At 63.9% G+C, this 18,826-nt stretch carries 18 protein-coding genes; 12 read left to right on the top strand and 6 right to left on the bottom strand.

Features of this window, described 5'->3' with window-relative positions; genetic code table 11:
• Positions 1–1,185: a glycosyltransferase family 4 protein gene (locus tag QQL87_RS08480; RefSeq protein WP_284416935.1), complete on the bottom strand. Its 1,185-nt coding sequence runs from the start codon at positions 1,183–1,185 to the stop codon at positions 1–3.
• A gap of 105 nt (positions 1,186–1,290) precedes the next feature.
• Between QQL87_RS08480 and QQL87_RS08475 the strand changes: the two genes are divergently transcribed.
• The 4 genes from QQL87_RS08475 to QQL87_RS08460 all read left to right on the top strand — a co-directional run bounded on the left by QQL87_RS08475 (position 1,291) and on the right by QQL87_RS08460 (position 4,684).
• Positions 1,291–2,538 (top strand): hypothetical protein, encoded by a 1,248-nt coding sequence (locus QQL87_RS08475; protein WP_284417224.1) that lies wholly within the window; start codon positions 1,291–1,293, stop codon positions 2,536–2,538.
• Positions 2,539–2,739: 201 nt separating this feature from the next.
• Positions 2,740–3,654, top strand: a complete 915-nt coding sequence (locus QQL87_RS08470; protein WP_284416934.1) for an acyl-CoA acyltransferase — start codon at positions 2,740–2,742, stop codon at positions 3,652–3,654.
• Between the two features lie 58 nt (positions 3,655–3,712).
• Entirely contained in the window at positions 3,713–4,126 is a 414-nt protein-coding gene (locus tag QQL87_RS08465; protein ID WP_284416932.1) for a hypothetical protein, read from the top strand.
• 348 nt (positions 4,127–4,474) lie between these two features.
• Positions 4,475–4,684, top strand: coding sequence for a hypothetical protein (locus QQL87_RS08460; protein WP_284416931.1), 210 nt, complete (start codon positions 4,475–4,477; stop codon positions 4,682–4,684).
• A gap of 191 nt (positions 4,685–4,875) precedes the next feature.
• Here QQL87_RS08460 and QQL87_RS08455 read toward each other — a convergent pair whose 3' ends face one another.
• On the bottom strand, positions 4,876–5,079 hold the full coding sequence (locus QQL87_RS08455) for a hypothetical protein (protein ID WP_284416930.1): 204 nt from the start codon (positions 5,077–5,079) through the stop codon (positions 4,876–4,878).
• A 499-nt stretch (positions 5,080–5,578) separates the two neighbouring features.
• Here QQL87_RS08455 and QQL87_RS08450 point away from each other — a divergent pair, with 499 nt between their 5' ends.
• Together QQL87_RS08450 and QQL87_RS08445 are read left to right on the top strand one after the other, a co-directional pair.
• The gene (locus QQL87_RS08450) at positions 5,579–5,941 is read left to right on the top strand and encodes a helix-turn-helix domain-containing protein (protein WP_284416929.1); all 363 of its coding nucleotides are present in this window, start codon (positions 5,579–5,581) and stop codon (positions 5,939–5,941) included.
• Positions 5,942–6,302: 361 nt separating this feature from the next.
• Positions 6,303–7,751, top strand: a complete 1,449-nt coding sequence (locus tag QQL87_RS08445; protein WP_284416928.1) for an undecaprenyl-phosphate glucose phosphotransferase — start codon at positions 6,303–6,305, stop codon at positions 7,749–7,751.
• On the opposite strand, the gene QQL87_RS08440 is transcribed toward QQL87_RS08445, so the two are convergent.
• The 4 genes from QQL87_RS08440 to QQL87_RS08425 all read right to left on the bottom strand — a co-directional run bounded on the left by QQL87_RS08440 (position 7,748) and on the right by QQL87_RS08425 (position 11,172).
• On the bottom strand, positions 7,748–8,281 hold the full coding sequence (locus QQL87_RS08440) for a hypothetical protein (protein WP_284416927.1): 534 nt from the start codon (positions 8,279–8,281) through the stop codon (positions 7,748–7,750). The two genes, QQL87_RS08445 and QQL87_RS08440, sit on opposite strands and share 4 nt — an antisense overlap.
• A gap of 77 nt (positions 8,282–8,358) precedes the next feature.
• Positions 8,359–9,105, bottom strand: coding sequence for a metallophosphoesterase family protein (locus QQL87_RS08435; protein WP_284416926.1), 747 nt, complete (start codon positions 9,103–9,105; stop codon positions 8,359–8,361).
• Between the two features lie 4 nt (positions 9,106–9,109).
• Positions 9,110–10,357 carry a hypothetical protein gene (locus QQL87_RS08430; RefSeq protein WP_284416925.1) on the bottom strand — a complete coding sequence of 416 codons (1,248 nt, stop codon included), beginning with the start codon at positions 10,355–10,357 and terminating at the stop codon, positions 9,110–9,112.
• A gap of 488 nt (positions 10,358–10,845) precedes the next feature.
• Complete coding sequence (locus QQL87_RS08425; protein ID WP_284416924.1) at positions 10,846–11,172, bottom strand: hypothetical protein; 327 nt, start codon at positions 11,170–11,172, stop codon at positions 10,846–10,848.
• A 365-nt stretch (positions 11,173–11,537) separates the two neighbouring features.
• Between QQL87_RS08425 and QQL87_RS08420 the strand changes: the two genes are divergently transcribed.
• From QQL87_RS08420 to QQL87_RS08395, 6 genes are all read left to right on the top strand, one after another.
• Entirely contained in the window at positions 11,538–12,548 is a 1,011-nt protein-coding gene (locus QQL87_RS08420) for a polysaccharide biosynthesis/export family protein (RefSeq protein WP_284416922.1), read from the top strand.
• Between the two features lie 66 nt (positions 12,549–12,614).
• Positions 12,615–14,030, top strand: a complete 1,416-nt coding sequence (locus QQL87_RS08415; RefSeq protein ID WP_284416921.1) for an O-antigen ligase family protein — start codon at positions 12,615–12,617, stop codon at positions 14,028–14,030.
• A gap of 39 nt (positions 14,031–14,069) precedes the next feature.
• Positions 14,070–14,786 (top strand): hypothetical protein, encoded by a 717-nt coding sequence (locus tag QQL87_RS08410; RefSeq protein ID WP_284416920.1) that lies wholly within the window; start codon positions 14,070–14,072, stop codon positions 14,784–14,786.
• A 132-nt stretch (positions 14,787–14,918) separates the two neighbouring features.
• Positions 14,919–17,195 carry a polysaccharide biosynthesis tyrosine autokinase gene (locus tag QQL87_RS08405; RefSeq protein ID WP_284416919.1) on the top strand — a complete coding sequence of 759 codons (2,277 nt, stop codon included), beginning with the start codon at positions 14,919–14,921 and terminating at the stop codon, positions 17,193–17,195.
• Positions 17,137–17,964 (top strand): hypothetical protein, encoded by an 828-nt coding sequence (locus QQL87_RS08400; protein ID WP_284416918.1) that lies wholly within the window; start codon positions 17,137–17,139, stop codon positions 17,962–17,964. Before QQL87_RS08405 ends, QQL87_RS08400 begins: the two co-directional genes overlap by 59 nt.
• A 111-nt stretch (positions 17,965–18,075) precedes the next feature.
• Positions 18,076–18,825 carry a class I SAM-dependent methyltransferase gene (locus tag QQL87_RS08395; RefSeq protein ID WP_284416917.1) on the top strand — a complete coding sequence of 250 codons (750 nt, stop codon included), beginning with the start codon at positions 18,076–18,078 and terminating at the stop codon, positions 18,823–18,825.
• Position 18,826: the final 1 nt, after the last annotated feature.

The following is an 18,826-nucleotide window of genomic DNA, read 5'->3' as shown; positions in this document are numbered from 1 at the left end:
CTAGGCTTTGGCCGACACCGTCATGGCGGACTGGCTCGGCTCCCGCTTGGCCGCATCGATGCGCCTGAGCAGCTCGATATATTTCAGTCCGACCTGGTCCCAGCCATAGGCCTGCGCCGTCGTGTATGCGCCATCCCGAAGTCGCTGCATCAGCGCGGGATCGGCGAAGGCCGCGGCGATCTTGGCCGCGATGTCGTCGGCATCGATCCGGATGCGGAATCCGTTGGTGCCATCATGAAGATAGTCCTCGATGCCGCCGACCGGGGTTGCGAACACCGGCACCGCGCAGGCCATCGCCTCCATGCAGACCAGCGAGAACGTCTCATAGCTCGTGGGCAATACGAACGCGTCGGCCGCCGCGTAGAGCGCCGGCATGTCGGAACGCGAGCCGGCAAAGACGAGCCGATCCCGCGCCTTGCGCGCGAGCTTCTTGTAGGGCGCAGGATTGTCCGAGCCGACGACCAGCAGCCAGACATCCTCGCCGAGCATCTCCAGAGCGCCGATCGCATGCGCCAGGCCCTTGCGGCTGAATTCATGGCCCACGAACAGCAGCACGCGCGCATCCGATGGAATGCCGAACTCGCGCCGGATCGCCTGGCCGCTATGCTCGTCGCGCTTGAACCGGTTGAGATCGATGCCGTTGGAGATCACGTGGATGCGCGACGGCGGCACGCCATAGAAGCGCTGCAGCTCTGCGGTCACCCGCTCGGAGACGGCGACGAAGGCGCGATAGCGCAGGCCGCCGATCATGAAACGGTCGCGCAAGGCCACCCACAGATGCATCGGATTGAGCATCCAGCGCCAGCTGCCGGCGGCGCGCTTCTCGGCAAGGCTCTGCGCGTTGACGGCATGCACGATCAGCACGTCGCCCTTGAGGCTGTCGCCATGGCTGATGACGACGGCGTCGGGATGGCGCGCCAGCGCCCGCGTCGCCGCCAGCGTGAACAGCGGCACCACGATCGCACGGCCGAGGTGACGGAAAAGCCCGCGGGTCGGAATGCGCGCCAGCCATGGCGCGACCCGCTCGACCCTGATCGACTGTTCGAGATTTTCCGCGACCGCGCTGGCGAGCACGACGTTCGATAAACCATTCCGGCCGAAAACGCGCGCCAGCTCGATGGCGACGGTTTCCACGCCGCCGGCATTGCTTATCTCTTGAACGACCTGGACGATCTCGAACGTCATTGCGGACATCTACGGGAATAGCCATTGCGACTTCGTTCCAATCTGCTGGTCATTAGCATAGCGCTGTTAACGATTGGCTCGGCAATCCCAGGCCTCGCCGATGATTTGAAGGGGGCCGCGATCCGCGATCGGATCGGCGGCGGTAATCTCGTCACGCATCTTGCCGGCAAGAGCACGCAGCTCTACCAGGCGCTTCACGGCGTCGGGGCCAGGATGGGGCGGATGGATTCCTACGGCTGGCGCACGCTCGCGCGGGCGCCGACGCCGCATGATTTCGACGCCGCCATGCTGGAGGCGCACAAGAACGGCATCACGCCGCTGATCCTGCTCGAATATGAAGGCAGCTATCAGACCTTGAACCCGACGCAGCCGATCGGGTCCTATCAGGACTGGTTCGCAGCCGGGCAGGCGATGGCCAAACGCTTTCGTCCCGGCGGCGAGTGGGGCCAGGACAACGGTATTCCCGACTGGGGCGCGACCATTTTTACCGCGATCAACGAGCCCGATGTGCAAGCATCGATCCCGCGCAAGGACTATCACGATGCGCTGGCCGGACTGGCCGACGGCGTCCACAGCGTCGATCCCAAGCTGCGCGTCGTGCCCGGCGGCTTCGCCACCTGCAACTCGCATGGCGACGCGACGCTGCGCGGCTATGGACCGGCGATTGCCGATCTGCTCGCGGACGGCCGCCTCGACGGCATCGACCTGCACACCTACTACAATGATCGATGGTATCCGATGACCAGGGGACGCGCGTTCTCGGCGCAGACCTGCTTCGATCGGATCAAGCAGGCGATGGGCCTGACCCGCGACGTCAACTTCTACACCACCGAGTTCAACGTCGCGCGCGCCGGCGCCTGGGCGGACGAGAAGGTTGCTGCCAAATTGTTTCTGAGTGCGATCTGGGATCAGCTGGCCGTGGTCGGGAAGGACGGCCGGACACCGGTCTCTGCCGTCGCCTTTCCCTGGAATGTAGGTGATACACCTGATGTCGACGGGCTCGCTTATGCCATGGCGAGCGGCGCGGATCCGTGGGTGCCGGAGGCGCGTAGCGTGGTGCTGAAGACGGTGCTGCAGCTCGCCGGCCACATGAAGATCGTGTCGATCGACCGGCAGCTCGCACTTTATAGGCTGAGCGGAGCGGATGCCGACCTGATCGTCTGGCAGAACATCGCCGGCTGGACCGACCGGCCGGGCCGCGCGGTCGAGATCGATTTGCCGGCATGGGCGCGCAGCCTGGAGGTCTGGGGGTGGGATGGGCTGCAGCGTCGCATCGACGTGACGCCCGGCCGCTTCTTCGTCGACGGGCTCAATGCCGACGAGACCTACATGTTTCGCGTGCCGAGACCGTGACCGCCTGCGCGTGCCGATCGGTGCGCTGCCAAATGTGAAGCGATGGATGCTGACATCGCGAATGTCTCTCGCGCATGGCGTTAACTCAACAGTAAGGCCGGCACGACGTGGTTCACTGCGACGCGATCCTTTTACGATAATTGCAGCCACGATGGATCCATTCTGCGCAGGCGCGCAGGACGTCGCTTGGGTGATGCTGGAATGCAGCCGATCAGGAAGGCTGAGGTTGTGACCGACACGGCGGCGCCGGCGCAGCCGGTCACCGGCGTGCGCATTCGCGAAATCGGGACCGCGGATCTGGCGGCGGTCGCGGCGCTGCTGACACGCGGATTCGCGTTCCGCAGCGAAGCCTATTGGCTGCGCGGGCTCGAGCGCCACGCGGCGCGTCCGCGGCCGGCGGGCTTTCCGGTATTCGGCTATTGCCTCGATCATGGCGGCGTTCCCGTCGGCGTCATCCTGCTGCTGTTCTCCACCGTGCAGGCGGACGATGGCGCGATGATCGTGCGGGCCAACGTCTCGAGCTGGTATGTCGAGCCTCCGTTCCGTGCCTTCAGCTCGATGCTGGTCCGCGCGGCGACGCGCGACAAGAGCGTGACCTATTTCAACATCACCCCGGCCCCGCATACTTGGCCACAGGTCGAGGCCCAGGGCTTCTCGGTCTATTGCAAGGGACAAATCTATGCGGCGCTGGCGCTGTCCCGACCGCAATCGGGCGTGACGGTCGGAACGTTCGCGGAGAGCGACGTCGGCGGACTGACGCACTACGAAGCCGATCTGTTGCGGGCCCATGCCGGCTGGGGCTGCCTGAGCATCGTCGCGCGCGATGCGGACCGGGCGTATCCGTTCGTCTTTCAGAAACACCGTGTGAAGAATGTTTTGCCGGTCTATCGTCTGCTGTACTGCCGGACTATCGCCGACCTGCACCGCAACGCTGGCAATATCGGACGGTTCCTGGCGCGGCAGGGCGGCGTTCTGGTGCGGCTCGATGCCAACGAGCCCATGAGAAGCATTGTCGGATGGTACTCGGACAAGCGCGGGCGCAAATATGTCAAAGGTCCCCGTCCACCCCACCTGGGCGATCTCGCCTTCAGCGAGGCCGCGCTGTTCGACGGGTGAGGACGCGCGCGTTGGCGGCGATTCGCTCACGGCCGGATCGGTGAGACGACCAGCGATCATGGCGATGCCGCTCTGTTCCCCGCTCGCAACGGACCTCGGCCGATGGCTTTTGCCGATCGTGATCGGCCTCGAACTCTCGGGCCTCGCGCCCGCTGCGCATGCCGAGGCGACGGCGCAGCCCGAGCCCGCGGACCAATTTTCACCGGACAGCGCGATGTCGCGCGAGGCGTGGAAGGAGAGGGTGCAGCAGGCGCGTGAGCGCGCCGAGCGCGCGCGGCGGGACGCAGCTGCGCAGCCGCGCGAGATGCCTTCTCCACCTCCATCCCCCGAGGAACGCGCGACGGACCGTATCCTGAGCGACGAGACCCTCCAGTCTGGCGATGTCATCGTCACCAGCAAGGGATCGTTTGTGTTCCGCGGACGAACGGACGCCGGACAGTTGATCCTGCAGCCGCTGTCGCCGCGACCATAGGCGGATGTGTGCCGCCAAATGGAACCGACGCGCGCAAGCCCCCGCCTTGCTTCTCCTGCATGCGGATGTGCTGATCGGTCGTCGCGGTTTCGCGTTCTCGTTACATGAAGTGAGTATTGTCATGCGTGTGCGCCTGGCCGACAAGCTGGAGGCACAGGGAACGACAGAGAGGATCTACGGATGGCCGCGCCAATGGGACCCTTCTTGCGATCGGGCCGACAGAGTTGCATGCTGCCAAAGTCCATTCGAACTGAAGCCGAGCGATTCTAACCTTAAGAGTCGACTTCGGTTGAACTACGCGCCGGGGGGCGCATACCATATCATAAGCGAAATGGAAGAAGTTCCCCGATGGTGGACTCGAGCAAGCTGCGGCCCATCCTGTCGATGCGCTCGGTACGGCGATTAAGCGATTTATCGGACACCAATCGTCTGCTACGCGAGCAGGTGGTTTCGCTGTTGATCGAGATCGAACTGTTGCGTGAGCTTGCGGAGTGTCCGGATCTGGATGCTGAGCCTTTGATCGCATGCCCGGATCGAAAGCGGAGCCGAAATCATTAGCTCGGGACCAGGCGGGCTCGCGAATCTCCGATCTGATGATTCGAACGCTCAGCCGCCGTGCCGTAAGATCGCTCTGAATTCAAATCTTCGCAGGTTCAAGCGTGCCGGCACCGCATTCGTCGCTGTCGAGACCCATTAACGGCGTGCCTGACATCCATGCGATCCGCAACGGCGGAGCCTGACGGCGATCGCTAGTGGAGGTCTTCTTTCCGCACCATCCTGCGCGTTGCGTCCTTCGTCAGAGCTTCTCGAAGGATTGCAGTCTCCAGCGCCAGGTTCGCCACGGTCTCACGTAGTTCCAGATTTTCGAGAACGAGCCGCTTCAATTTTTCGTTCGGCACGCTGGTCGGGGTCGTCTGCTTCGGCTTATTTGCCACGTTAGATTGCTTTGCCATTATATAGCTCGTTGAGCTAGACCCGAAATATGACGCACGTGTGGAGTGTAGATCGATCCGTTTAGTAGTACGTGCCTATATGGTTTGCAACTTCGCACATATTATAGCGCGTTGCTCAACCGGCCCGCAGGTGTTCCAAAGCTACCACGCGGTTCGAGCGGCAATTGTGAACGAGTTCACAATTGCCGCTCGGTTCAGCTGTGCCGCGAGCGCGTGCCATCCCCGGTCGAATACGGGTGAGTACGGCTGGCTGGCCCTCAAGACCAAGCCGGCGGCCCCCCCCCCCGACGACATCCCCCCCGTCGTCCGAACGGCCACTTCGCCCCAAATGGAGCAAAAAGAGACGTGATAATTCCCGGTGGGGAATGGAAACGTCTCTTAACGGAGGGGATTTTGATAATATATAATGTTACCGAAAGCCCGCCGATCCGGCCGAACCGGCTGCATATCCTGGCATGATGGCGCGGAACTTTCGGGGCCCTAGACTGAACAGACCCAGATGAAGCGGCATTCGGCAGAAGAAATCGCAGCAAAGCTTCGCGAAGCGGGGGATCTCATCGCGAGCGGTCAGTCGCAGGCAAAAGCTTGCAAGGCGCTCGGGGTCAGTGTCATGACCTATCACAGGTGGCGTAAATCGCAGTCTTCAACTGTTGAGGCTGGTGTCCTGCAAGGGGCTGCTGCCGATACCGCCCTTCGGGCCGTGCTCGAACAAAAGGCGGACGCGGATGAAAAGCGGATCGACGAGTTGCGGGTCGAGAATGAGCGCCTCAGGCGGATCGTCACCGATCTCCTCCTGGAGAAGATGAAGATCGAGGAGCAACTGGGCCTGACCGGCCGCGAGAAGAACGTCGGTCGCGGCTGAGCGACTCGGACGGACGCAATAGGGCTGGTTTCTGGAAGGCTGGTTCGGTGTGAACCCGTTTGGAGCGGACACGTAGCTCAGGCGTGGTCTGTGGTGCGAGAGGTCGCTCGGGCGGCTGAGCCGTGACGTCAACAAGCGAGGGCCGTTAGCCTCGGGCGTCGCTGCACCATGAGTCATTTTCCCTGGCTCAGCTTCCAAGGCTCTTCGCGGTCGGTGTTATTTTACTCCGAATGTCATCAGTTGCGGGCGATACCGGCCGGGACGCTAGGTCACGTCCTGCGGCGCGCAACGCCGACCGGCTTGCCTCGTTGCTAACGTACTGATAACCATCCGTTGCAACGTTAATGGGTGTTAACTCTCCGTGACCGAGATAACGGACTCAAGGACGGAGCGGCGAACGGCGATCTATTTCGGCGCTGCGTCGGCGAATGTCGGGCTACTTGAGCTCCTTGCGATCTTTTCTGAAATGCTGGTGGTGTTCGGCGCGAGCCTGACCGCCGGCTATGTTTATCATGTTACCTATTACGGTGTGTTCCAGAAGTTTGAGAGCTTCGTGGGGATCGGTATCTTTGCTGCGGTCCTTCACATGTTCATTGCCAAGTCTCAGGGCTTGTACGACGCGCCGGTGCTGGCGGGGCTTGATCGGCGTTGGAGCCGGCTGATTTGCGGCTGGTTGCTGGTCGTCCTGTTTCTGATCCTCATCCTTTTCCTGCTCAAGGCCGGTGCCGAGGTGTCCCGCGGCTCGATGATCGTGTTTGGCTTCATCGGCTGCGCCGCCCTGGTGACGGGCCGCGCCATTTTCGAGCGTCCGCTTCGGAAGGCGATCGACAAAGGCGTGCTCGCAACGCGCCGTGCGGTCGTCATCGGATCGCCTGACGAACTGTCGCGCTTGCGTCCGGTTGATCTGCTGAAGAAGTACGGGCTTTCGGAGGTTCACAGAGCCTTCTTGTCCGGAACGGATAGCGGCGATGTTGCGGTCGATGACGCCACGGCCGCCCAGGCGGTGATTCAGCGGGCTCGCGAACTGAAAGTGGACGAGATCGTGCTGGCGCTCCGCTGGAGTGATGAAGCGCGGATCTACCGGATGTGCGAGCTGTTCCGCGTCTCTCCGCTGCCGATCCATCTGCTCCCGGATCAGACCGCGGAGCAGTTTCTGTCACTCCCGATCCTGGCGACCGGCCCGCTTCCAACCGTCGAAATGCAGCGCGCGCCGTTGTCGCGCGTGGAGCGCGGCTGCAAGCGCGGGTTCGACGTCATGGCTGCGTCTGCCTTGCTCGTCGTCTTCCTCCCGTTGATGGTCGTTGCCGCCGTCTCGATCAAGCTCGACTCGGCCGGGCCGATCATCTTCCGGCAGCGGCGCAATGGGTTCGACGGCAGAACATTCCGGATTTTCAAGTTCCGTACCATGCTCGTCCAGGAGGACGGAGCAAACGTGGAGCAGGCGCGGCGGAATGATCCGCGGGTGACCCGTGTCGGCCGCGTCCTGCGGCAGCGAAGCATCGACGAGCTCCCCCAACTGCTGAATGTTCTTCGTGGCGAAATGTCGCTTGTCGGGCCCCGGCCTCATGCCATCGCTCACGACAGCGCGTTTTCGAAGCTGATCGCAAGCTATGCCTACCGGCAGCATGTCAAGCCCGGCATCACCGGGCTGGCGCAGGTTCGGGGCCTCAGGGGACCCACCCCCGCCGTCGAGGACATGCAGAGGAGGGTCGAGCACGACCTGGCCTACATATCGAGCTGGAGCTTTACGCTGGACCTCCACATCCTGCTGCGCACCATCCGCGTCTTCTTTCGCAACGAAGCTGATTAGTTGCCGCGGGTCAGCGCCTGGAGGTCGGCTCCGGCTTCCTTGACCTTGGCGGCGATGATGAGCCGGTTGGCGTCGCCGGCTGCAAGGTAGGCGCGACCGATCGCGGGCCTGAGATCCGGGAGCCGAGCCAACACCAGCGCGGTCTGGCTGGCGAGCATGTCGCGGAGTTCGGGATCGTTCGTCGTGTCGATCCGGGCGAGCAGAAGCAGCCGCTCAGCCAGCAAGCTCTTGAGGTTTGCTCCGGTGTAGTAGGACATTTTGAGCGCCCGTGACGATCTCTGGCTGATCCAGGAGAAGCGGTCGGTGGCTGTGGCGAGGCCGAGCCAGGCTTCCGAGTCCATCGGTGATGATGCGACGGCTCGCTCGTAGAGCGGGTGCGCCTCGTCTGCTGAATCGCCCGCGGCCGCAAGGCTCGACGAGCCTGCGCGCTTCCAGAGGTCTGCCCGGACAGCTCCGATCTCCGCGGCAAGACGCGGGCGGCCAGTCAGGGCGTCAGCGCAGATCCACCACGACGACAGCACCAGCGTCACTCCGCCGATGGCAAGCGGAATGCCTCGGCGAGTCCAGCTCATCGCGGCCGACGTGACAGGCCCGGGGATTGTTTCGCTCATAGGAAGCCGACCCGACGCCCCTCGATCCGTGCGCATGTCAGGCGGCCCGTGGCGTAGGCGCCCGTGTCGATATTGATCCGATTGTGGAGCACCTCAGGATCCCGGGCGGGCGTGTGCCCATGCACGATCATCTTGCCGAAATTGTCGTCGCAAAGCAGGAACTCCTCACGGATCCACATCAGGTCCTGATCCTGCTGCTCGGGCAGCGGAACGCCGGGCCGGATGCCGGCATGTGCGAAGAAATAGCTTCCGAAGGAGAACGAGGTCGGCAGCGTCTGCAGGAACTGCAGGTGTGATGAGGGCATCGTCTGGCGCAACTGCTCGGCCAGCAAGAAGCTTTCGTCCAGGTCGGGATTGGCGGATGGATTCAGGCCGTACGACTGCAGCGTCGGTATCGCACCGTACTGCCGCCATGTCTTCAACACGCCGGGGTCTTCAAGGAAGTTGAGCAGGATCTGTTCATGGTTTCCCCGCAGGCAGACGACATGGGGAGCGCGCGCTCTTTCAGCCAGAGCCTCGATGACGCTGAATGAATCGGCGCCGCGATCGACGTAGTCGCCCACGAACACCTCGATCCAGCGTCGCGGTTTCGAGCTCTCGATGTCAGCATCGATCTTGAAGAATGTTTCCGACAGGAGATCCAGGCGCCCATGAATGTCGCCGACCGCGTAGATGCAGACGTCCTCTTGTTCGGCTTCCTCGTTCTCGGAACCCCGCATTCGTGACATGAGATTCTTCCACATCGGTTTAGGCGTCCTGCGTTCTTGTGCGGCTGACACGCTGTGAGATGGCGCAGCCGAGCGCCGTTCCGAGCACGAAAACGTCCGCTGTCGACAGAATGGTCGAAATGCAAAGCGATCCTGCGATCAGCGCGACCAGACTGCCGCTGGCAGCAGCGCAGTAGAACCAATCCTTGCCGCGGTCGAGCGCTCCCAGGACGAGGATGCCGACCAGCGCCATGACGGCCCCGGCGAAGACGAGCGCCGGGATCCTGCCAAATTGGACGACGATGCCTGCGGCGGCGGTGCTGAGTGCCGCCTTCGTCTCAGCGCCGTCGAAATAGGTCGGGAGCAGGGCCGGAATGGTGCCGGCGCCGGTTCCGAGCGCAGGCGTATCCGCGAGAACGCCAAGGGATCTCTGCAGGTCGCTGTCCTGGGCGTCCGCAAAGCTGATCACGAACGGCAAGTCGGGGTTCGAGCGCAGCGCGACGGTCGTGAAGATGGCCAGCCCTGTGAGGCTGAGCGCCGCCAAGCTCGCGGCCCAGACCGGCACTCGGAAGCGCTTGAGCCCCCAGACCAGCGCCACGATGAAAACTCCGGCCGTTGCCGCCACCAGGCCGCTTCCGCGAAACTGCAGGCCGAGCAGCAGGACGCTGCTGGCGATCGCCAGGGCGGGCAACGCCAGCATTCTTGATCGGGATTTGCGGGAGCCCAGCAGCTCGAGCGCGGTGGCCAGACCCATCAGAATGACAACCAGAGAGACCAGCGGGGTCGTCTCCAGCGCCAGCCCGGCGTTGTCCAGAGCGAGTCCGGCGGCCATCGCGACGGCGTGAATGATCCCCGCGCAAAATATCGCGCTTGCAAGCCATTGAGCCCGCCGTGCATCGACGGCGATCGCCGCCGCCACCATCGCGATGCATAGACCAGACAGGCTTGTCAGGAGGGCTCCCGCCGTCAGGCCAATGTCGATGCTGATCGTGCCTCTCAGGGGATGCTGCAAGGCCTCGCTCGCTTGGCTCCAGACGGGGTGCGCCAGCGCCGACAGGGGGGCGATCTGAAGCGCGATCCAGATGGGTATCAAGCTCGCGCCGATCAGGAACGTCGTTCCGATCTGAGAAAGAAAGACAAGCTCACGCGGCCGGATGGCCAGCGCGACCCAGACCAGAGCGACGGCGCTCGCCGCGGCGGATACGCCGACGGCCAGCGCTGCCGGCAGAAAGCCGAGGGCCGGCGAGACGCAGATCAGGCCGCACAACAAGAAGGTCGCTTTCCACACGATATCTCGGAACCCCATCCAAGGTCCAAGCGCGCCCGATGTGCTGTTGGCGTGCCAACGATTGCGTCGCTTGAGACCAGCCAGACGAGCGTTCGACCCAGCCGGCAAGACATGTCGATTGTACCGCGCGATCGGTTTCCGGCTGTGTCGCAGAGCCGGCCGTTGTCTGAAGACAGCGCCGAGATGACCGCGAGATGCGTTATAGCGCAAACCTCAGATCGCCAAAGCACGCACCGCTCGCCCCACCGAAGAGTGCCGCGGCATGGGATGCCGGGGGATCCGGGCGCCCCTTCTTTGCGGCCGGCAAGTCCACGGTGCGCGCGGGCCCATCTCGGAGCAGGGCCGACCGCGACCGGTGCGCGAGCCTGCGCCTGTCGCGCTCACCGGCACCGATCTTCCGCGGCCAATGTTAACGTACGATCATCGGTGACGCCGGCGGATCGCAACGAAGCTTCGCGCGGCGTCGGGATCGATCGGCCGGCGCCGGCTCAACGGTATCCGCCCAGAGACCCATAGCTATAGGCGCTCCAGTAACCGCGCCCGCCATAGGGACCATAGGCACCATAGAGCGGATAGCATGAGAAGCGGTCAGGGCACCCTCCCCAGCAGGTGGTCTTCCATTGGCAGATGTCGCCCTGGCATCGCCAGACGCGCCGGCAATGCGGGCCCAACGGTTCGAGCGACCTCGCGACCCGGGCCTTCGACGGAAAGCCGGACAGGTCGGCTGCCAGGGCGCCGTCCGGCCAGGCCAAAGTGCCGACCGCCATCCAGGCCGACACGACGCAGGCCATCACCTTCGAAATGTTAATGCTCATCAATCTTAGCATATCTTGCCTAGCCTCCAACGCAGGGAGCCGCGGCGGCGCATGAAAACCGCGCCTCGCCCCTGCCACTGTAGCCAAATTGCCTCACTTCGATAACATTCATTGGCCCGTTTAACACCCGCCCGCGCGGGCGCTTGTGAGCGCAACAGTCGCTATGCTACCGAGAGTTCGGGGCGGGTGGTATGTCCATTATTAGATCGATACGCATTTTTCTGGTTTTTGCAGCGACCTCCGCTCTGGCGGGGTGCTTCTACACGCCGACGAGCGGCCCGCAGGGGTCTGACGTCCGGGCGGGGCAGAAAGATCCCGAGAGCCTTCCTTATGCCGTCGTGAAGGTTACGCCTGAGACGGAAGGCGTGCTTGCGTCGTTTGCGCCGCGTCTCGGCGGCGGCATCCAGGGGCCGGCGCCCCGTGAGATTCGCTTCGGCGTCGGTGACGTCGTCAGCGTGACGATCTTCGAGGCGGCGGCCGGCGGTCTGTTCATCCCGGCGGAAGCTGGCGTGCGCCCGGGCAACTACATCACGCTGCCCAACCAGAACGTCGACACCGACGGCAACATCTCCGTGCCCTATGCCGGCGCGGTCCGTGCCAAGGGCCGGACGCCGGCCGAGGTCCAAAAGTCCATCGTCGATGCGTTGAAGAATCGCGCCATCGAGCCCCAGGCCGTGGTGGCTCTGATCGAGCAGCGGACGTCGCTGATCAGCGTACTGGGCGAGGTCAACAGTCCTGCCCGCTTCCCCGCCAACGCCGCCGGCGAGCATATTCTCGATGCCATCACCCGAGCGGGCGGCCCCAAGGGGCAGGGTTTCGACACCTGGGTGATGCTCGAGCGTGAAGGCAAGCGGACGACGGTGCCGTTCGGGCAGCTCGTCTACGAGCCGCAAAGCAACATCTTCGTTCACCCCGGCGACACCATCTACGTCTACCGCGAGCCGCAGACCTTCGTTGCGTTCGGTGCGTCGGGATCTCAGGGCCAGTTCAACTTCGAAGCCTGGCGGGTTTCGCTGGCGGAAGCCGTCGCCAAGGCGGGTGGTCTGAACGACTCCTTGGCCGATCCGGCCTCGGTGTTCGTGTATCGTGGCGAGCTTCCCGAGGTTGCGGCGCGTCTTGGTGTGGACGTGAGCAAGTTCTCCGGCCCGATCATTCCGATCGTCTACAACATCAATTTCCGCGATCCGGCCGGCTACTTCCTGGCGACCCGCTTCCAGCTCCGGAACAAGGACGTGCTCTACGCGTCGAACGCGACGTCGGTCGAGGACGCCAAGGTCATGCAGCAGATCCGGCTCGTGACGGCGACCGTGAACGATCCGATCGTGGCGGCCTACAACGCAACCCTCCTGCGCAATACGATCAAGCTTGCGCCGTAGCCGCGTTGGAGCTGGTGTCGGTGGTTTATGGATACCGCATCAACTCATCATCGGCGACAGGCGCCGATGTCTCGTTCGATCTTTGATGGCGCGTTCTGGCTGTATTCTGCCGTCGTAGTTCTCGCGCCGCTGCCGCTTGGGTCGACGGGCCCCGTCGTCCTTGCGATCGCCACTCTCGTTCTGGGCCTGGCCGTTCCGGGACTGCTGCTGACCAATCTGCGTCGCGGTCAGATCGGTCTCCTGGCAGTGCTGGTGGGGCTCGCTCTGATCACCTTTGGGGTGCTTGGTGAGCAGCTCTCCTGGGTTCAGTGGCCATGGGCCGCTTCCGATCCGCTGTGGCAGGAGGCCGCCAGGCTTCTCGGTGGCAGTGTTCCTCCCGCCGGCGCCGTGGCAAGGGCGCAACCATTCTATGCGATGGGGCTGGGTGCGGCCGGGTTTCTCGCGCTCTCCGGGGGCATTCTGATCGGTGGTGATCCCCAACTGGCGCGGCGTGTTCTGCGCCTCGTCGCGGTCGCTGGCCTCGTCTACGCCCTCGCTGCGGTGGCAAGCTTCGCAATCGATCCCTCGCGGGTGCTTTTGATCTACGCCAAGCAGGCGCACCAGACCTCCCTGACGTCCCCCTTCCTCAATCGAAACACCGCCGGCATCTATTACGGCTGCTGCGCGCTGATCTGGCAGATGTTGGTCTGCGAGGTCCTCGACCGGCATCTGCCGGATGGCCGGTTCAGCGTCGCGTCGCTCCGGCAGCGCTTGAATAACCGGGCGCGGCGCCGGCTGGTGGTGCTGCTCGCGTGCTGGCTGGTCATGTTGTCGGCGATGTTCCTCACCGGCTCGCGCGGCGCCGTGCTGCTCTCGCTCGTGGCCGCCGTCGCCGCGGCGGTGCTATTTTTTCACCGCCGGCTGCCGCGGTATTATGGAGCAGCAATCGCTGCGGCGGGCGGACTGGCGATCGCGGCCGCATTGCTGTCCCTGCTCGGCGGCGGGGTCAGCAGTCGCTTCAGCGCCCAGGGACTGTCCGACGAAGGCCGGCTGTCGACGTACCGGGCAACCTGGAAAATGGTGCTCGACCATCCCTGGCTGGGATCCGGGTTCGGCACGTTCGAGTGGCTCTATCCGGCCTATCGCAGCGACGACATTTCGCTCATGGGGACGTGGAATCGTGCTCACAATTCCTGGCTAGAGCTGGCCGCCGACGGTGGAATGTTAATGGCTGCCGCCATTATCATTGGTTTGATCGGCGGCGGCGTTGTCCTGGCCCATGGGGTGCTGCACCGCCGCCGGGACGTCATCTTCCCAGTCGTCGGCCTGTGCACCCTGATGGCTGCGGTGCTCCATTCCACGATCGACTTTTCGCTGCAGATCCCGGGGTTTACTATTGTCGTTGCTGCGGTCATAGGTGTGTCCCTGGCACAGTCCTTCCGCTCCGGCAGGGCGTCCGTCCCGTCGCGTGACCGCGCCGGCACGACCGAGCGCCGGGTTTAACCTTGATTTTCGGGCCGCCCCGGCGGCCGGGTGAATTCGTTGGCGGACCAACAGCTTTGTGCTAAAAAACTGTTAGCGTGTGAGAAGGAGATGGCCGTGTTGAAACTCCATCGTTCTGTTGGGGCAGTTGGTCTGGGGATGCGGCTGGCTTTGGGCACGCTCGTCCTGGCCGCACCGGGCGCTGTCGCGATGGCGCAACCGAGCGTTCCGTCGGCGGCAGATCAGGCGGCGAATTTCAAGGCGAACCCCGAGCAGATCCTGACGCAGAACCCGACTGGCGGAGCCGAATTGATCGCCAAGGCCCGTGATCTCGCGGTCAACGATCCCGCGACGCTGGACGCGCTGATCGCGCTGTTGGCAAAGGCCAACAAGGATCAGAAGGCGGCCATCGCGTCGGGTCTGGGCCAGGCGGCCCGCATCGTGGTCCGGAGCAACCGCGACTATTCCGAGCGGATCGCCAAGGCGATCGCGGAGACGAAGGACCTCGATGCCATCGTCGCCTATGCGGCGGCGACCGGTGATACCGGAACGGCTGCGACGGGCGCCGGCGGTGCTGGCAGCGCGGGAGCCTCCGGCGGACAAACGACGGGGCTCGGAACCGGGACCGGCGGCGGAGGCAGCCTCGAAGCGATCAACGGCAGCAGCGTGAACACCGGCCAGTTCAGCTTCACGGCAAGCACCAGCGGGGGCGGCAGTTCGACCGGCTCGACGACGTCGACCACGACGACATCGATCATCACGACCGTCTCTCCCTAGTCGACCAACTCGCGGCCACCGCCTGGCGCGGTGGCCGGCTTCGCCCGCAGCGCCTCAGGTCGGCGGCGGGCGCTCATGTTATATTGATGATTTGGCGCCATATTCAGGGCATCGGACCGGCTCTCGCAGGACATGCTTCAGCGCAATCAAGTTTCGCCGCCTGTCGATCTCAGGGCTACGACAGTCGATACGCCTTCGCTCGCTGAGACGTTCGATGGCCTCGTTGCCTATCTGCATCGGCAGTACATCGTCATTGCTGGCGCGGCGGCGATCTGCCTGCTGGCCGGCTTGGCCTATGTGCTGACGGCCGCCCCGAGCTACACCGCGCTCGCCACCTTGATCATCGATACGCGGAAGTTCCAGGTCTTCCAGCAGCAATCGGTGATGAACGACATCCCCGTGGATTCGACGGCAGTCGAAAGCCAGGTCGAAATCCTCAAATCGGAGAACGTCGCCCTTTCGGTCATTCGCGACCTGAAGCTGATCGAGGATCCCGAATTCATCGGCTCGAATGCCGGTGCCGTCGGCGCACTCGTGGACTTCGTCGGCGGCATGTTCGGGAGCAACTCGCCGCACTACGAATTCGAGATGACGAGGCGCGCCGTCCGCGTGTTCCAGCGCCAGCTCGATATCCGCCGCCGCGGCATGACCTATGTCATCGAGATCAGCTTCCGTTCGCTCGATGCGGAAAAAGCGGCCAAGATCGCCAACGCCGTCGCCGACGCCTACATCGTCGATCAGCTCGATTCGAAGTACCAGGCGACACGCCGCGCCAGCGTCTGGCTGCAGGACCGGATCCAGGAGCTGAGATCGCAGGCGTCCGACGCCGAGCGGACCGTGCTCGAGTACAAGAAGTCGAACAACATCGTGACCGCCGCCAACGGCAAGCTCATGAACGAGCAGCAGTTGGGAGAGCTCAACACCCAGCTGGTCACCGTGAAGTCCCAGGTCGCCGACGCGAAGGCCAGGCTCGACCGCATCGAGGCCGTCGTCAAAGGCGGCGCGCCGGATGCGACGGTCGCTGATACGCTCAACAGCCAGGTCGTCACGAAGCTGCGCTCGCAATATCTGGAACTCGCCAATCGTGAGGCGGATTGGTCGGCGCGCTATGGCTACAACCATCTCGCGGCCGTCAATCTGCGCAATCAGATGCGGGAGATCCAGACCTCCATCATGGAGGAGCTGAAGCGACTGGCCGAGAGCTACAAGAGCGACTACGCCATCGCGCTCCAGAGGCAGAACGAGATCGAACGGGCGGTGAGCGACTCGGTTTCGCAGTCGCAATCGACCAATCAGGCGCAGGTCAAGTTGCGCGAACTGGAGAGCTCCGCTCAGACCTTCCGTTCGCTCTACGACAACTTCCTGCAGCGCTACATGGAAACGGTGCAGCAGCAGTCGTTTCCGATCACGGAGGCCCGGGTCATCACGCGCGCCTCCCGGCCGCTCGGCAAGAGCCATCCTCAGACCCTGGTCGTCCTGGCCTTCTCGTTGGTCGGCGGGCTGATGGTCGGTCTTGGCGCCGGCCTGTTCAGGGATCTCTACGACCGCGTGTTCCGGACGAGCGAAAGCGTCGAGGCCGTGCTCGACACCGACTGTCTCGCCGTCGTTCCCCGGGTCCCGCCGGCCCAGCTCAGCGCAACGTCGGCAACGCCGGATCTGGTGCCGCGAGGGCCGCGCATGATCGCGCGGGGCGATGATCCGGTGATGTGGGCCGCCATCGACTCGCCTTTCTCGCGCTTCTCGGAGGCGATCCGGTCGATCAAGGTCAGCGCCGATCTCGGCGTCTCCAAACCATCCAAGATTCTCGGTCTGACCTCGGCCCTGCCGAACGAGGGCAAGTCGACGCTGGCCTTCGTGTTCGCCCAGCTCGTCGCCCAGAGCGGCGTGCGCGTGCTGCTGATCGATTGCGACCTGCGCAATCCGTCGCTCACCCGCAAGGTGTCTCCCAACGCCGAGCGGGGAATTCTGGACGTGCTCTCGAAGCAGTCGTCGCTGCAGGAAACAGTCTGGCGCGACCCCGCCACCGGCCTCGTCTTTCTGCCCGGCGTGATCAAGTCGCGCATCGCCCATTCGCACGACGTCCTGGCGTCCGATCAGATGAAGGACCTGATCGATTCAGTCCGGGGCGACTTCGACTACATCATCGTCGATTTCCCGCCGCTCACCCCGGTGGTCGATGTCAGGACCACGGCTCATTTCGTGGACTCCTTCATTTTCATCGTCGAGTGGGGCAAGACTCACGTCCAGGTGGTCGAGCGGGCCCTGCGCAGCGCCCGCGCCGTGAACGAGAACCTGCTCGGTGTCGTGCTCAACAAGGCCGACATCGCGGCGATGAGCCGCTACAGCGGCTATGGCGGCAAGGGCTATTATTATAACTCCCACTATTCCCGCTATGGCTACACGGAGTGACCGCCAAGGTCCGGTGTTCCTGCCAGGCGCGGTCCTGCTGCGGACGTGCATTGCCCTGATTGCGCTCAGCGCGGTCGCCTGGGGGATTCGCTGTCTGCCGGTCTTTCAGGATCAAAGCCGGCTCGAGGCTGCCAAGGACCTGATCCTGCGCAACGTCAAGGTCAGCGACGCCGATCTCGACGCATTGGCGCCGCTGCTGCAGCGCGCCAGCGATCGCATCGACTGCGTTCCGGTCGTCGATCGGAGCGTCGCGATCATTCGGCTGCGACTCGCCGAGAATGCGCTGTCGTCGGCGACCGACACGCTCGACCGGCGGCTGTCGGAGCTCGATCAGGCGATCCGCAAGTCTCTCGGCTGCGCGCCGACCGATTCCTATCTGTGGCTGGTGCTGTTCTGGGTGCGCAATAACCGGGAGGGGCTGCGGGACGATCACTATGATCTGCTGCGGATGTCCTATCGGCTGGGTCCGAACGAGGGGTGGATCGCCGTCAAGCGCAATGCGATGGCGCTGGCAATGTTCGAAGGCCTGCCACCGGATCTCGCTGACGCCGCCATCGCCGAGTTTGCCCGCCTCGTCAAATCCGAGCTCTACACGGAGGCGATCGATCTGCTCAAAGGGCCGGGCTGGAGGCTGCGGGATCGCCTCATGGCGGGGCTGGCGGGCGTCCCCGAGCGGAACGTCGGTATTCTCGTGAAGGCCATGTCGGACATCGGCTACGATCTCGACAGCCGTGCTCCGGTCGAACGGCGCAATCGCCGACGGATTTGAGGCCGTCGCCACGGCAGGACATCAGCGCGCCTGCCGTGGAACGTTAAGGAATAACGAACAATGCGGCATTTAACGGCTTGGCCGAAAAGCTGCTGATGATATGGGTTTGCGATGATTACCGGTTTCAGCGTCGGCCATCACAACGCCTATTATGAAGGCGCCTATTCGGACGATGAACGTGAATGGCGCCGCGTCTGTGCCATCGACAAGGCCGATCACATCGCGGATCTGATCGGGCCGGCCGCGTCGGCCGTTGCCACCGTGCTGGAGGTCGGTTGCGGCACGGGCGCGGTGCTGGCACGCCTCTCGGCGCTGGGAATCGGCCGGGAGTTCACCGGCATCGATGTCATCGATCCGCGCGTCCACCTGGAAACGGAAGGGGCGGGTGCGGCCGCATTCGCGTGGGGCATCTACGACGGCGTGACGTTGCCCTTTGCTGACGGCTCGTTCGACCTCGTCTATGCCAGCCACGTCCTGGAGCACGTGCCGGAACCTCGACGGCTGCTTCGGGAGCTCGCCCGCGTCGCGCGCAGCTTCGTCGTCGTCGAGGTGCCTTGCGAGCTGCATGCCCGCACCAGCCACCGGGCGCTGCAGAGCACGCTCGATATCGGTCACATCAATTTCTACACGCCCGACACCTTCCGCCTGCTGATCGAGACCTGCGACCTGAAGGTTGCCAGGTTCGGCACTTACGATCACAGCGTCGCGGTCCACGCCTTCCATTCGTCCAGATTGAAGGGCCTCGGCAAGAGCGTCCTGCGCAAGCTCCTGCTCGCGCTGGGACCTGCGGTCGCCACCCGGCTGGCCACCTATCATTGTGCTGCGCTGTGTGACGTCGGTAACCCGCCGCAGAGCGGATGAT

The organism is Bradyrhizobium sp. SSBR45G (assembly GCF_030159255.1).
Taxonomy (GTDB): domain Bacteria; phylum Pseudomonadota; class Alphaproteobacteria; order Rhizobiales; family Xanthobacteraceae; genus Bradyrhizobium.
Note: the sequence above shows the minus strand (reverse complement) of the source record. Positions and strands in the feature narration are given on the sequence as shown.

Bases quoted from the DNA above. Each gene is read 5' to 3' on its own strand.
- QQL87_RS08480 (WP_284416935.1), bottom strand. From the start codon at position 1,185: ATGACGTTCGAGATCGTCCAGGTCGTTCAAGAGATAAGCAATGCCGGC.
- QQL87_RS08470 (WP_284416934.1), top strand. From the start codon at position 2,740: ATGCAGCCGATCAGGAAGGCTGAGGTTGTGACCGACACGGCGGCGCCG.
- QQL87_RS08465 (WP_284416932.1), top strand. From the start codon at position 3,713: ATGGCGATGCCGCTCTGTTCCCCGCTCGCAACGGACCTCGGCCGATGG.
- QQL87_RS08460 (WP_284416931.1), top strand. From the start codon at position 4,475: ATGGTGGACTCGAGCAAGCTGCGGCCCATCCTGTCGATGCGCTCGGTA.
- QQL87_RS08455 (WP_284416930.1), bottom strand. From the start codon at position 5,079: ATGGCAAAGCAATCTAACGTGGCAAATAAGCCGAAGCAGACGACCCCG.
- QQL87_RS08450 (WP_284416929.1), top strand. From the start codon at position 5,579: ATGAAGCGGCATTCGGCAGAAGAAATCGCAGCAAAGCTTCGCGAAGCG.
- QQL87_RS08435 (WP_284416926.1), bottom strand. From the start codon at position 9,105: ATGTGGAAGAATCTCATGTCACGAATGCGGGGTTCCGAGAACGAGGAA.
- QQL87_RS08425 (WP_284416924.1), bottom strand. From the start codon at position 11,172: ATGAGCATTAACATTTCGAAGGTGATGGCCTGCGTCGTGTCGGCCTGG.
- QQL87_RS08415 (WP_284416921.1), top strand. From the start codon at position 12,615: ATGTCTCGTTCGATCTTTGATGGCGCGTTCTGGCTGTATTCTGCCGTC.
- QQL87_RS08405 (WP_284416919.1), top strand. From the start codon at position 14,919: ATGCTTCAGCGCAATCAAGTTTCGCCGCCTGTCGATCTCAGGGCTACG.
- QQL87_RS08400 (WP_284416918.1), top strand. From the start codon at position 17,137: ATGGCGGCAAGGGCTATTATTATAACTCCCACTATTCCCGCTATGGCT.
- QQL87_RS08395 (WP_284416917.1), top strand. From the start codon at position 18,076: ATGATTACCGGTTTCAGCGTCGGCCATCACAACGCCTATTATGAAGGC.